The organism is Anaerocolumna aminovalerica, from assembly GCF_900115365.1.
GTDB classification, from domain to species: domain Bacteria; phylum Bacillota; class Clostridia; order Lachnospirales; family Lachnospiraceae; genus Anaerocolumna; species Anaerocolumna aminovalerica.
The window spans coordinates 1-13,598 of the sequence record NZ_FOWD01000026.1 but is presented as its reverse complement, the minus strand read 5'-3'; the positions used below and the strand labels follow the sequence as shown (position 1 = coordinate 13,598).

The 13,598-nt window shown below is 34.7% G+C and carries 9 protein-coding genes and 1 pseudogene; 8 read left to right on the top strand and 2 right to left on the bottom strand.

Translation table 11 applies throughout. From position 1 onward, the window contains the following. Positions 1 to 4: 4 nt before the first annotated feature. From mfd to BM183_RS13875, 3 genes are all read left to right on the top strand, one after another. Complete coding sequence (gene mfd / locus BM183_RS13885) at positions 5 to 3,544, top strand: transcription-repair coupling factor (protein WP_091687478.1); 3,540 nt, start codon at positions 5 to 7, stop codon at positions 3,542 to 3,544. A gap of 90 nt (positions 3,545 to 3,634) precedes the next feature. Continuing rightward, positions 3,635 to 4,825, top strand: coding sequence for a peptidylprolyl isomerase (locus BM183_RS13880; protein WP_091687477.1), 1,191 nt, complete (start codon positions 3,635 to 3,637; stop codon positions 4,823 to 4,825). A 101-nt stretch (positions 4,826 to 4,926) separates the two neighbouring features. Beyond that, entirely contained in the window at positions 4,927 to 6,036 is a 1,110-nt protein-coding gene (locus BM183_RS13875) for an N-acetylmuramoyl-L-alanine amidase family protein (protein WP_091687476.1), read from the top strand. A gap of 74 nt (positions 6,037 to 6,110) precedes the next feature. On the opposite strand, the gene BM183_RS13870 is transcribed toward BM183_RS13875, so the two are convergent. Beyond that, the gene (locus BM183_RS13870) at positions 6,111 to 7,616 is read right to left on the bottom strand and encodes a DUF1846 domain-containing protein (protein WP_170848020.1); all 1,506 of its coding nucleotides are present in this window, start codon (positions 7,614 to 7,616) and stop codon (positions 6,111 to 6,113) included. 560 nt (positions 7,617 to 8,176) lie between these two features. On the opposite strand from BM183_RS13870, the gene BM183_RS13865 reads away from it, so the two are divergent. From BM183_RS13865 to spoVT, 5 genes are all read left to right on the top strand, one after another. After that, positions 8,177 to 8,953, top strand: coding sequence for an ABC transporter ATP-binding protein (locus BM183_RS13865; protein WP_091687474.1), 777 nt, complete (start codon positions 8,177 to 8,179; stop codon positions 8,951 to 8,953). Between the two features lies 1 nt (position 8,954). Then, a complete protein-coding gene (locus tag BM183_RS13860; protein WP_170848019.1) occupies positions 8,955 to 10,178 on the top strand; it encodes an ABC transporter permease in 1,224 nt (407 codons plus the stop codon). A 429-nt stretch (positions 10,179 to 10,607) separates the two neighbouring features. Then, positions 10,608 to 11,042 carry a large conductance mechanosensitive channel protein MscL gene (mscL, locus tag BM183_RS13855; RefSeq protein ID WP_091687472.1) on the top strand — a complete coding sequence of 145 codons (435 nt, stop codon included), beginning with the start codon at positions 10,608 to 10,610 and terminating at the stop codon, positions 11,040 to 11,042. Between the two features lie 344 nt (positions 11,043 to 11,386). Next, the gene (gene truA, locus BM183_RS13850; RefSeq protein WP_091687471.1) at positions 11,387 to 12,196 is read left to right on the top strand and encodes a tRNA pseudouridine(38-40) synthase TruA; all 810 of its coding nucleotides are present in this window, start codon (positions 11,387 to 11,389) and stop codon (positions 12,194 to 12,196) included. 141 nt (positions 12,197 to 12,337) lie between these two features. Next, positions 12,338 to 12,886: a stage V sporulation protein T gene (gene spoVT / locus BM183_RS13845; RefSeq protein WP_091687470.1), complete on the top strand. Its 549-nt coding sequence runs from the start codon at positions 12,338 to 12,340 to the stop codon at positions 12,884 to 12,886. Between the two features lie 562 nt (positions 12,887 to 13,448). Here spoVT and BM183_RS21105 read toward each other — a convergent pair. After that, positions 13,449 to 13,598 (bottom strand): annotated as a pseudogene (locus tag BM183_RS21105) (IS256 family transposase); the annotation flags it as partial.

The following is a 13,598-nucleotide window of genomic DNA, read 5'->3' as shown; positions in this document are numbered from 1 at the left end:
CAATTTGAAAACCTTTACTTCTCCTCTGAAGGAACTAAAAGAATTTAATGACATTAAGAACAACTTAAAATTAAAAAACACACCGGTGCAGGTTACAGGTTGTATTGACTCGCAGAAATGTCATCTCATCAGTGGCTTGGGTGAAGGCTATCCATGGAAATTAGTCATAACTTATAATGATATGAAAGCCAAGGAAATATATGAAGATTATAAGCTTTATGATAAAAATGTTTATTTGTATCCGGCCAAAGACATTATCTTCTACAGTGCAGATATTCATGGCAATGCCCTTGTGAAGAACCGTCTTAAGATATTAAGAAAGCTTATGGAACAAGAGCCGGTAACCATTATTACAACATTAGACGGAGGTATGGATAAAATTCTACCTTTTGATTCACTGATGGAATCTGTAATTACCATAGAGGAGGCAGCTACTGTAGATTTTACAGGGCTTCAGGAGAAACTGATTCATCTGGGTTACGAAAGGCAGGGGCAGGTGGAAGGCCCCGGTGAATTTGCAGTAAGAGGAGGTATTCTGGATATTTACCCTCCTACGGAAGACTGTCCTTACCGTATAGAGCTGTGGGGGGATGAAGTGGATTCCATTCGCTCTTTCGATGTAGACAGCCAAAGATCTATTGAGAATGTAAAAGGCCTTAAGATATATCCTGCGGCGGAAATGATTCTTAGTAAGGATAGGATGTTAGAAGGCCTTAAAAAAATTGAGGATGAGAAAAAACAATATACGGCAAAGCTCCGGGAACAGTTTAAAACAGAAGAGGCCGCCCGTATTCAGAATATTATTGATGATTTCAAAGAAAATATCGTTCATTTTCAAAGCTTTGTAGGTATTGATAGTTTCATAAATTATTTTTATGATAAAACCGTCTCCTTATTTGATTACTTTGAAGGAGATAATTCTATTGTTTTCCTGGATGAACCCTCCAGAGTTGTAGAAAAAGGGGAGGCTGTGGAAACAGAGTTTAGAGAAGGCATGATTGGCCGAATGGAGAAGGGTTATATTCTTCCGGGACAAAGTGATGTTATTTATAGCTACAAAGAACTTCTTGCTAATTTAAACCGTAAGAATACCATATTATTAAGCACCATGGATTATAAAACAAATGTCTTTGCCATTAAATCCAGGTACGATTTTACTGTACGGTCTGTGAACCCTTATAACAATAACTTTGATGTTCTGATTAAGGATTTGGCAAAGTGGAAGAAAAACGGATATCGTATTCTTTTGCTGTCAGGTTCCAGAACCAGAGCTAAAAGGCTTAGCGAAGACTTAATGGAACATGAGTTAACTGCATTTTACGGTGAAGATATGGACCGTATCATACAAAAGGGCGAAATTATGGTTGCTTATGGAAGTCTTCACAAAGGTTTCGAATATCCCCTTATTAAATTTGTAATCATATCTGAAAGTGATATTTTTGGTACAGAGAAAAAGAAGAAGCGAAAAATAAAAGAATATGACGGTAAGAAGATACAAAACTTTACCGATTTAAATATTGGTGATTACGTGGTTCATGAAAATCACGGATTAGGTATCTACCGGGGTATTGAAAAGATCGAAGTAGATAAAATAACAAAAGATTATATAAAGATTGAATATGCTGGAGGAGGCGTGTTGTATATACTTGCAACAGGCCTTGACGTGATACAAAAATATGCAGGCGCAGAAACTAAGAAGCCGAAACTAAATAGACTGAATTCGCCGGAATGGAAAAAGACAAAGGCAAAAGTAAAAGGGGCGGTAAAAGAGATTGCTAAGGAATTGGTAGAACTTTATGCCATTCGCCAATCTAAAACCGGTTACCAGTTTGGTTCAGATACGGTGTGGCAGAAGGAATTTGAAGAAATGTTTCCTTATGATGAAACAGACGACCAACTTCGGGCTATTGAAGAAACAAAACGGGATATGGAAAGTAAGAAGATCATGGACCGTTTAATCTGTGGAGATGTTGGGTACGGCAAAACCGAGATTGCCATTCGAGCTGCATTTAAAGCTGTTTCTGACGGCAAACAGGTAGTTATTCTGGTGCCCACTACTATATTGGCTCAGCAGCACTACAATACTTTTGTGCAAAGAATGATGGATTTTCCTATCAGTATTGATATGCTGTCCCGCTTCCGCACACCTGCTCAGCAGAAGAAAGTAATTGAAAGGCTGAAAAAAGGAAGCCTGGATATTATAATTGGTACCCACAGAGTTTTATCAAAGGATATACAATTTAAGAATCTGGGGCTGCTGATTGTGGATGAAGAGCAGCGATTTGGAGTGACTCATAAAGAAAAAATCAAACAGTTAAAAGGGGAGGTTGACGTACTGACCTTAACGGCTACTCCTATACCAAGAACTCTTCATATGAGTTTAATCGGAATTCGTGATATGAGTGTTTTGGATGAACCGCCAGTGGATAGAATGCCTATTCAAACTTACGTTTTAGAACATAATGACGAAATTATCCGGGAGGCTATAAACCGGGAACTGGCAAGGGATGGACAGGTGTATTATGTGTACAACCGTGTAAATGGCATTGATGAAATTGCAGGAAGAATAGCAAAATTAGTGCCTGAGGCAAATGTATCCTTTGCACATGGTCAAATGAGTGAACGGGAATTGGAACGGATTATGTTTGACTTTATTAATGGAGAAATTGATGTATTGGTATCCACAACCATTATTGAAACTGGTCTGGATATCTCCAATGTAAACACTATGATTATAGATGATGCGGACCGCCTTGGTCTATCACAGCTATATCAGTTAAGAGGACGTGTAGGAAGGTCTAATCGAACCGCCTATGCCTTTTTGATGTATAAAAGAGATAAAATGTTAAAAGAAATAGCAGAAAAACGCCTTCAAGCCATTAAAGAATTTACTGAGCTGGGTTCCGGTTTTAAGATTGCCATGAGGGATTTAGAGATCCGTGGTGCAGGAAATTTACTTGGTGCACAACAAAGTGGACATATGGAAGCAGTAGGATATGATTTATACTGCAAGATGCTAAATGATGCAGTGCGGACTATGAAGGGGGATACGGTAGAAGAGGAAACTTTTGATACCACAGTGGATGTGGATATGGATGCATTTATTCCTGCTACTTATATTAAAAGTGAATTTCAAAAACTGGATGTGTACAAACGGATTGCAGAGATTGAAGATGAAGAAGAATTCCTTGACATGCAGGAGGAATTATTGGACCGTTTTGGAGATATTCCTTCTTCCGTCAATAATTTATTGAATATTGCACTTATAAAATCTATGTGCCATGGGGTGTATATTACTTCCATGATTCATAAAAATGATCAGATTAAATTGATTATGTATAATAGGGCGAAATTAAAAGCGGATAAGTTCCCGGAATTAATCAAAAAATACCAACCTGCTTTAAAACTTACCATGGAAGCAAACCCCTATTTTACTTATGATTTAAAGAAAATAGTGAAAGGAAAAATAGATTGTATAACATTTTTTGAAAATGTGAAAAATCTATTAAATGATTTAAAACTATTGCTAGATGAAGAAAATTAAACTATAATGAGACATGTATTATGCAATAAAAGAGAAATTGCGCCTTTAGTTTTTTCAAGGTAGACTGACTTAGGCAGGAAAGAGGAAAGAATGAAGAAAATTGCAAAGAAATTAATGTACTTAGGGCTTTTGGCATCCATTACGGTATTTGCTGTAGCTTGTTCAAAGCCTGGTAAAAAAGATAATAACGGAAGCACAAGCCAGGGTGCAGAAGGAAAAGAAACAGATGAGAAAGGTACAGAAACAGACAATAAGTTATTTGGAAAAGAAGTTGTTTCTGTTGGAAATAAAAAGGTTTTATATAGTGAGGCAATGGCTTATTTTAAGTCATTTCAGGCCCAGATGGAAGCGCAGTACGGTTCTGATATATGGGGATATGATTTCGGCGGAGGCCAGACTTTTGAAGAATTGGCAAAGCAGGATATTATGAACATGATTGTTCAGAACAAAATAATAAGTGATAAAGCAGGCAGCTTTAATGTATCAGTTTCAGAAGATGAAGAAGCAGAAATTAAAGAATATACAACAAAATTCCTAGCAGGGATTACAGATGAAGATAAAGCAGCTTACGGAATAACAGAAGAGGTTGTTACTAATATACTGAAAGATGACTTATTAAAACAAAAAGTATATGAAGCAGCTACTTTAGATGTGGATACAGAAGTTTCTGATGAAGAAGCAAAACAAATTACCATTCAGCATCTTTTAGTTAAGACACAAAAGAAGGATGAAAATGGAAAAACTGTAGATTTAACTGAAAAAGAAAAAGCAGAAGCGCGTAAAAAGGCAGATAACTTATTAAAGGAAGCAAAAGAAACAGATGACTTTTATAAGTTGGCAGAAGCCAATACCGATGATTCAAGTGTAGAATACACTTTTGGTAAAGGTGAAATGGTAAAACCATTTGAAGAGGCAGCCTTTGCAATGAAACCAGGAGAAGTAAGTAATATTGTTGAAACAGATTATGGATTTCACATTCTTTACTGTGTAAGTGATTTTGACGAAGATGCAACACAGGAGCAAAAAGAACAAATCATATCAAAACGACAATCGGATGCTTTCCAAAAACTTTATGAAGAATGGAATAAAGATACGGATATAAAAGTAAATAATGAAATATGGGACTCCATAACGTTTATATCAGAAGATGCAAAATCAGATAAAGCATCAGATGCTGCTAATGAAGGAAAAGCCGGAGACTCAACGGGAAAAGATAACAAAGACACCACGGGGGAAACCGCTGATGGTAAAAAGGAAGAAACTCCGGAAGACAAAAAATAGATTAAGTAATCCATTTTAGAGACAGTTAGAAAAGACTATAAAATAAATTGGTAAATCCGGTTATTTTATAGTCTTTTTATATATAAGAGAGGATACACATTATGTTTAAAGAAAAGTTTAAAATAATAATACTTCTTTCCAGTTTTCTTTTCCTGTGGGGATGTGGTAAGAAGGATAATCTCCCATATCCAAACCCCGAAGAGCCAATAATTTCTGAAACTAAAATATTGGAACATGATATAAAAGAAATAGAAAAGTCAGAAGATAATAATGCATTTGATACCATTATACATACCGGTGCGAAAGAGAATAAAACTAAAAATAAGGATATAAAGAAAAGCGAAAATGAAAGAGAAAAAACAGGTACAAAAGAAGGCGAAAACGATAGTACTAAGATAAGTAAAGAAGTCAGTACAAAAGAAAACAAAAGTGGAAGTACAGGAGAAAGTAAAAGCGGAAGTACAAAGGAAGGTAAAAATGCCAGTACGGAAGTTAAAAAAGAAAGTTCAACAAAAGATACAAAAGAAAGGGAAAAGGATAAAAAAGTAAGCAAGAATCAAGGGGAGAATGAAAAAGCAAAGGAAACAAAGAAGTTAATAGTTATTGATGCCGGGCATCAAGAAAAAGGGAATAATGAAAAAGAACCGGTAGGGCCAGGGGCTAAGGAGAAGAAGGCAAAAGTATCCTCCGGTACCACAGGAGTAGCCAGTGGGCTAAAAGAGTATGAATTGAATCTAAAAGTATCTCTGAAATTGAAAAAGGAACTTATAAAAAGAGGCTATGAAGTTGTTATGATTCGTGAAACCAATGATGTAAATATCAGTAATAGTGAAAGGGCAGCTATTGCTAATGAAGCAAAAGCTGATGCATTTATCCGGATTCATGCCAACGGCTCTGACAACAGCAAAGTATCCGGCATTATGACCATTAGTCCCACAAAAGAAAATCCTTATATCAGCAGCCTATATAAAAAATGCAAAACACTTTCAAAAGCCGTTTTGGATGGAATGCTTGAAACTACAGGAGCCAATTCCAAAGGAGTGTGGGAAACGGATACGATGAGCGGCATAAATTGGTGTGAAGTTCCTGTAACTATTGTAGAGATGGGATTTATGACAAATCCAAAAGAAGATAAATTAATGGCTACAGAAAAATATCAGGATAAAATGGTGCAAGGAATAGCCAATGGATTAGACGAATATTTCAAGTAAATATCAAGATTTGTGATAAATATAAAGGGATGTTGCATGCAACATCCCTTTAATGACTTTAGATAACGGCTTGTTTAAATATAGTACAAATTCTCTGATGGATAATATGGATCACAGGTAACATCTATTCCTAAGTCACGGAGCAATTGCTCGCTGCGTCTGTTTAACATTACGGTGGCATGAGCCTGCACACCTTTTAGTTCAGTTAACTTGTCATAAGCTAATTGAGCCGTTGGATTGGTAACAGCACAGATACTTAGGGCGATTAATATTTCATCAGCGTTTAATGCCGGTATTTTATTCTTTAATTTCTTGTCTTTTAAATCCTGAATGGTATTTAAGATTAATGGTGACAGCAGGTATATTTCATCCGAGATTCCTGCCATGTATTTAATTGCATTTAGGATGGCAGCAGAACAACAATCCATTAAGGAAGAACCTTTACCGGTAATCATTGTACCATCCGGTAATTCCAGGGCAATAACAGGAGTTCTTTCAGAATCGGAAGAACCAACTTTTTGTTTTGACATATATTCTCTTGCAGGGAGCACAGGTCCTCTGTCTTCCTGCTTTAAACCTACTTCTTCCATAATGACCTTCATTCGATTTAAAACCTCTTCGTCAACTAAGCCTTTTTTAAATTCACAGGCAGTGGTAAAGTATCTGCGGATGATTTCTTGTTTAGAAGCTTCTGCAACTACATCATCGTCTATGATTCCAAATCCTACTCGATTTACACCCATATCAGTGGGTGACTGGTAAATGGATTCTTCTCCCGTAATTTTCTCAATGATTCTTTTTATAACCGGAAACATTTCTAAGTCTCTGTTGTAATTTACAGCTACTTCGTTGTATTCTTCAAAATGAAAATAATCCATCATATTAACATCTTTTAAGTCTACAGTTGCTGCTTCATAAGCTACATTAAGAGGATGCTTTAAAGGAACATTCCATACAGGGAAGGTTTCAAACTTAGAATAGCCGGAAGAATTCCCTCTTTTATATTCATGATAAAGCTGATTCAGGCAGGTTGCCAGCTTGCCGCTTCCAGGACCCGGTGCAGTTACAACAACGATAGGTTTTGTTGTTGTGATATAAGGGTTCTTACCATAGCCTTCTTCACTGACGATGGCATCTACGTCAGTAGGGTATCCTTCGATTGCCACATGAGTATAGACCTTTATATTTCTCCGTTCTAATTTATTCATGAATACAGTAGTAGCCGGCTGTCCGCTAAAACGGGTAATGACAACGCTATTCACTTCCAAGTTATAGGATCTAAGATCATCGATTAACCGTAACACATCCATATCATAAGTAATACCAAAATCTCCCCGTACTTTATTTCGTTCAATGTCTCCTGCATATACGCAGATAATAATCTCTGCTTTGTCCTTTAATTTTTGAAGAAGTTTAATCTTAGCGTCTTCATCAAATCCCGGAAGAACCCTCTTAGCATGTTTATCCCCTATTAGCTTACCTCCGAATTCCAGATAAAGCTTGTCATAATTATTTACTCGTTCCAGAATAAACTTAGATTGTTCTTCAATGTATTTTTGAGGATCAAATCCTGATTTCATAATGATATTACTCCTTTGTAATATTGTTATCCCACCTTTTTGAAGTTTTGAGGGAGTTATTGAGTCAAATTTTAAAAATGAACATAAGTAAAATGGGTAGTATATTTACCCACAATTATTCATAGTATAGCACAGAATAAAAGAGAATAAAAGGACAGTTATTACAATAATTTAAGAAAAAATTAAAATTTTTTTGTAAAGTAATTTTTGGACTATTTGTATCCTGATTTGGTAAGAAAAAACCTTAAAACCTACATAATCTGATTTAAAAACTCAAGTAAATGATAGAAAAGTTGTTTTCAAGATGTATTAAAAATATGTTAATAATTATTATTGATATTGACGTAAGGGAAATAATGGTATATCTTTATATCGACAATAAAGTATAGCCATAAAAGTATGATCAGGACCAGTATAAAATAAATATGGCAAGATCTTAGCGGAAGACGGCTGAAAGAAAATACATATATAGAAAGGCTGCCACAATCCGATTCTTTCAACCGATTTATTGGTGGCGGTGTCACATTTGTCTGTAAATGTGATATGGGAAGGGTGTAGAAATGATTGAGATAAGTAATTTAACGAAGATTTATAAGCTTTCCAAGAAACAGATGAGAGAACAAAAAACAAAGAAAAGTATAAAAAAAGCGGTAGATAATGTATCTTTATCTGCTAAAAAAGGAGAACTTTATGGTCTGTTGGGACCTAATGGTGCGGGTAAAACAACTACCCTTCGTTGTGTGGCAACCTTGCTAAGACCAACGGACGGAGCTATAAAGGTCTGCGGAAATGATACCATAAAATATCCGGAGAAGGTAAGGGAATCCATTGCTTTCTTAACCAATGAAATAAAGTTAGACCCTCAGTTTACACCAAAGTATATGTTTAACTTTTTCGGAAAACTCCACGGAATGGATGATAAAACAATTAATGAAAGAAGAGAATTGCTGTTTAAACAATTTGGAATCTTTGATTTTCAGGATAAAAAAATCGAAGAGCTGTCAACTGGTATGAAGCAAAAAGCTTCCATAGCAGTAAGCTTGGTTCATGATCCGGAAGTTGTTATATTCGATGAGCCCACCAATGGACTGGATATTGTAACTGCAAGAAGCGTTACAGATTATTTAAAAGTATTGAGAGAACAGGGCAAAGTAGTGATTGTATCTACTCATATTATGTCAGAAGCGGAGAAACTTTGTGACAGGGTAGGAATTATTATTAATGGCAAAAAGGTAGCAGAAGGAACCATTCCGGAATTATTAGTTCAAACAGGTACAAAGGATTTGGAAGATGCCTTCTTCGAACTTTATAAAGAATATAACCAGGAGGAAGCATAATATGAATGGGGTAAAATATATTGTTAAAAAAGAATTGACCAGAGTATTTACCGATAAGAAATTGGTGTTTAGTTTATTTATATTGCCGGTTATTATTATGGTTGGTTTGTATTCTTTGATAGGAAGATTACAATCTGCCATGATAGATGATATTGAAAAGCATGTGCCATCCGTATATATTCAAAATATACCGGAAGGCTTCAAGGATGTTATGGCAGCTGCTGGTTTTAACGGAAATATTGCAAATCTGGAAATGAATGCAGATGTTACAGAGATTAAGAATGGAATTTTAAAAGGTACAACGGATTTATTGGTTGTTTTTGAAATTGATTTCTTAAATAAAATAAGTAATTATGGATCAGAAGGTGGAATCCCGGAAGTTAAAACTTACTATAATAGTTCAGAACAATACTCCAGTGCTGTTAGAAACAGTTTTGTAGCAGAAGTCCTTTCCGTATATCAACAGCAATTACTGGCAGAACGTTTTGGAGATTTAAGCCAGCTTACGGTTTTTAATATAGATGTTGATCCGGAATCATCTATTATAGTAGATGAAGATAAAGCAGCAGGAAAATTAATTGGGACTATGCTGCCCTACTTTATTACATTAATGTTATTTGCAGGTGCCATGAGTCTTGGGGTTGATGCCATTACCGGAGAAAAAGAAAGGGGAACTATAGCAAGTATGCTTTTAACGCCATTAAACCGTCGTGATATTGTACTGGGTAAATTACTTTCCTTATCTTTACTTTCTGTACTTTCTGCGGCGGTTTATGCGGTTTCCATGATTGTTTCCATGCCTAATATATTAAAACAATTAACAGACGGCAATTTAAACAATCTGAGTATGAAGTTTTCTACAGAACAAATTATACAATTATTCGTTGTTATGATTACTTTAGTCTATCTATACGTAGCTTTAGTATCTTTAGTTGCTGTACTTTCCAAAACTGCTAAGGAAGCCAATACTTATATATCTCCAATGTATATTGCGGTTATTGTAGCCGGTATGATAACAATGTTTACCGGAAGTGGTGAAATTCCTATAGAAAGATTTGCAATTCCTGTATATGGGAGTGCTTTATCAATACAGCAGATTCTTTCCGGTGAACTGACTATGGTACAGTTTGGAGCTGCTATTGGCGGTACGCTGGCGCTTTCTGTTATCTTGACCTTTTTCATTACAAAGGCTTTTAACAGTGAGAAGGTTATGTTTAATGCATAGGCAGTAGACATTAGACCCGGAACCCTTTCCTTAGAGGATTTCCAGGAATATAAAAAAGTACTTATTGTGAAAGGTGAGAGGGCGTATATAATGTTTTCGAAATCTGTGTCAGGTTATGGACGGAGGTATTCTCTATCCTAAACATTCCCACAGGGGACACATGATTATCTGTAAATATTATATACGCCCTCTCATCTTTATTTTTTAGAATATTTCAAGGGAAATATAATTCTTGATTATTGCGTTTTTTTAAATTATAATAAAGACATGACACAAACTTACATAATTAAACTGTAATCGGGAGGAAATGATAAGTTTGATTCAAAGGAAGAGATATAAAAAGACAAATATTTCATGGACTATTTGTACCGGACACAAAATTACTATTAATATTAAAAAGTGCTCAAGAGCTGGAATCGAGGTTATATTATGTTAAAAGAATTTAAAAAGTTTGCATTAAGAGGCAATATGATAGACTTAGCAGTGGGTGTTATTATTGGCGGTGCTTTTAATGGTATAGTAACATCTTTAGTTAATGATATTATTATGCCAATTCTAAGTATCTTTACAGGAAGTTTAGATTTTTCCAATTGGTTTATTGCAGTTGACGGTAAGTTTTATGAGAATATCCAGGCTGCTCAGGCTGCAAACGTTGCAACTATTAACTATGGTGTTTTTATTACCGGAGTTCTTAATTTTCTTATTATGGCATTTGTTATTTTTATTATGGTAAGACAGATGAATAAATTACGTGAAAAGAATGCACCGGTGGCAGAACCTACAACTAAAAAATGTCCACATTGCTTATCTGAGATCAATATTAAAGCGACAAAATGCCCTTATTGTACATCAGATGTAGAATAATTTAGAAAAATATCAAAATTTAGGGTTTTCTTTTGGAAAGACTTGTGTATAATAGTAAATGTATTATTATACATATGTCTTTTTTTCACATTAAGAATTTTATTATGTAAATACTATATAAAGAAACCCATTTGCTAAATTTATATATTAAAAACCTGGATAATATTTCAAGAAAGTTATAAAGACATAAATGTAAAGTAGAATTAATTTTTAGATTATAATTTTTATGAATTAGATATCCGGGAAATACATCTATTTATTTGACTGCCAAATAGTTAAATTATATATAATAGATATTGTACAAAAGAGAAAGGCTTATTGAAGCAGGTGTGGGAGATTATTCAATGAATAATGGTAGAGTTTCTGGTAATATTAGTAAAAGGAACATAAAAATAATCATAGAGTATGATGGAAGCAGATATTCAGGCTGGCAAAGGCTGGGGAAAACCTCAGTAGATACAGTTGGTAAATCTATTAAAAAAGCTTCAATTCAAGCAGTAATAGAAGATAGTATTTCCAAACTGTTAGAGGAAGATATTAAACTGATTGGTTCGGGTAGAACCGATGCCGGCGTTCATGCTCTGGGACAGGTTGCTAATTTTTATAGTTACACTAATTTACCTTTAAGGGAAATGCTTATAGGTATAAACAGGTTGCTGCCGGAGGATATTGCGGTAGTAGATATTAAGGAAGTGGATCTTAATTTTCATAGCAGGTATTCAGCAAAGGCTAAAACTTACGAATATCGAATTTATATGGGTGAAACACAATCGGTTTTCTTAAGAAAATATACGTATCATGAGCCTAATAGGCTGAATATAGAACATATGAAAAAAGCTGCCTCTTATTTAGTTGGAACACATGATTTTAAAGGATTTTCAACTGATCGAAGGGACGGCAAATCTACAATAAGAACAATTGAAGATATTTATTTTCATGTTAATGGAAATGGAAATGTATTAAGTATTGGAATTACCGGCAATGGTTTTCTTTATAACATGGTACGAATCATAATAGGAACCTTAATTGAAATTGGTGAGGGAAATAGGGGGACAGATGACATGCTAGAAATTTTAACAAGCAAAAAGCGTCAAAAGGCAGGAATTACAGTTAGCGGACACGGACTTTTCCTTTATCAGGTTTATTATGAATAATAGAATTTTAAAAATATTCTAAGTCCCCGCAAATATTTTTTTATCTAAATGACAAGTTTAGGTATAAATTCTTCCTTTTGACAAACAATAATAATCATAAGTATTGTACTATGATAATCATGCAAATGGAGGAATATTATTATGAAAGCCACTGGAATCGTAAGAAGAATAGATGATCTTGGACGTGTAGTTATACCAAAAGAAATTCGTCGTACACTGCGTATTAGAGAAGGAGATCCTCTAGAAATATTTACAGATAGAGAAGGAGAAATAATTTTAAAGAAATATTCACCTATAGGAGAGTTAGGACAATTTGCAAAACAATATGCAGATTCTCTTGCACAAACTACAGGTTACATTATTGCTATCTCTGATAAAGATCAATTTGTTGCAGCTTCCGGCAGTATGAAGAAAGAAATCATTTCAAAACCAATTACAAGAGATTTGGAAGAAGTGATTAATGAAAGAGAAAATATTTTAGCTAGTAAAGAAGATAAGAATTTTATTAAAATTGTAGCAGACGATGAAAGTGAATATACTTACCAGGTTATCTACCCAATTATAAGCGAGGGTGATGCGATAGGTTCTGTTATTATGCTTACAAAAGATCCAAAAGTGAAATTTGGAGAAGTGGAAACAAAATTGGCTAGTACAGCAGCTGCTTTTTTAGGCAGACAGATGGAACAATAATTTAAGAATAAGGACACTTTGCCCTGTATAAGTTTTCAAGACCTTCGAAGTTATGGTATATGGTTTTTGTTTTTTGGAATAAAAATCCAACATATCTTCGAAGGTCTATTTCATTTGTTGAGGGAAAGATATATAGTATATGGGCAGTAATTATATTTTGGGTAGAAAAATAAGTTTGCTTAATTGAGATATTATTTGCTTTGAATTATAGATATGAATTTTCACAAAGTTATGTTAGCAAATACATTAATCATATAAGTTGCTTTTTCATAACTACAGGAGTATCAGAATAATAAATTCATTATTCTAATGTAACGAAAACATTCGGAAGGTCATTCTGTTTATTAAAATAAAGTAGTGCTGATTGACAAATAAAAAGGAGCCAAAGGAGACCGTTTCAAAGTCCGTGTAAACTCAAAAAACTGACATAAAATTTTAATAGTTATTTATGGGCAAGGCCATTTTTCTGTGGTTCTTGCCCATGCTTGTATTATAAATCTGTTTTTGGGGTTGTCAAGTAAAACTCCCCTTCGGCAGTCTTAATACCTTAATTTTTCCGTTTTTAGGATAACCTTTCTTCAAAGAATATCTCCAACTGGGAGTGAATCTGTCCCCAGTTCTGACGGTGCCCTGTCCATTTTTTCGTGATGTCCATCGTGGCCAGATACAGCATTTTTAGCAGACTGTCGTCTGTGGGAAATACGGTCTTGCT

Excerpts from the sequence above, each read along its gene's own strand:
- BM183_RS13865 (WP_091687474.1), top strand. The coding sequence starts at position 8,177 with ATGATTGAGATAAGTAATTTAACGAAGATTTATAAGCTTTCCAAGAAA.
- BM183_RS13875 (WP_091687476.1), top strand. The coding sequence starts at position 4,927 with ATGTTTAAAGAAAAGTTTAAAATAATAATACTTCTTTCCAGTTTTCTT.
- spoVT (WP_091687470.1), top strand. The coding sequence starts at position 12,338 with ATGAAAGCCACTGGAATCGTAAGAAGAATAGATGATCTTGGACGTGTA.
- truA (WP_091687471.1), top strand. The coding sequence starts at position 11,387 with ATGAATAATGGTAGAGTTTCTGGTAATATTAGTAAAAGGAACATAAAA.
- BM183_RS13870 (WP_170848020.1), bottom strand. The coding sequence starts at position 7,616 with ATGAAATCAGGATTTGATCCTCAAAAATACATTGAAGAACAATCTAAG.
- mscL (WP_091687472.1), top strand. The coding sequence starts at position 10,608 with ATGTTAAAAGAATTTAAAAAGTTTGCATTAAGAGGCAATATGATAGAC.
- BM183_RS13860 (WP_170848019.1), top strand. The coding sequence starts at position 8,955 with ATGAATGGGGTAAAATATATTGTTAAAAAAGAATTGACCAGAGTATTT.
- BM183_RS13880 (WP_091687477.1), top strand. The coding sequence starts at position 3,635 with ATGAAGAAAATTGCAAAGAAATTAATGTACTTAGGGCTTTTGGCATCC.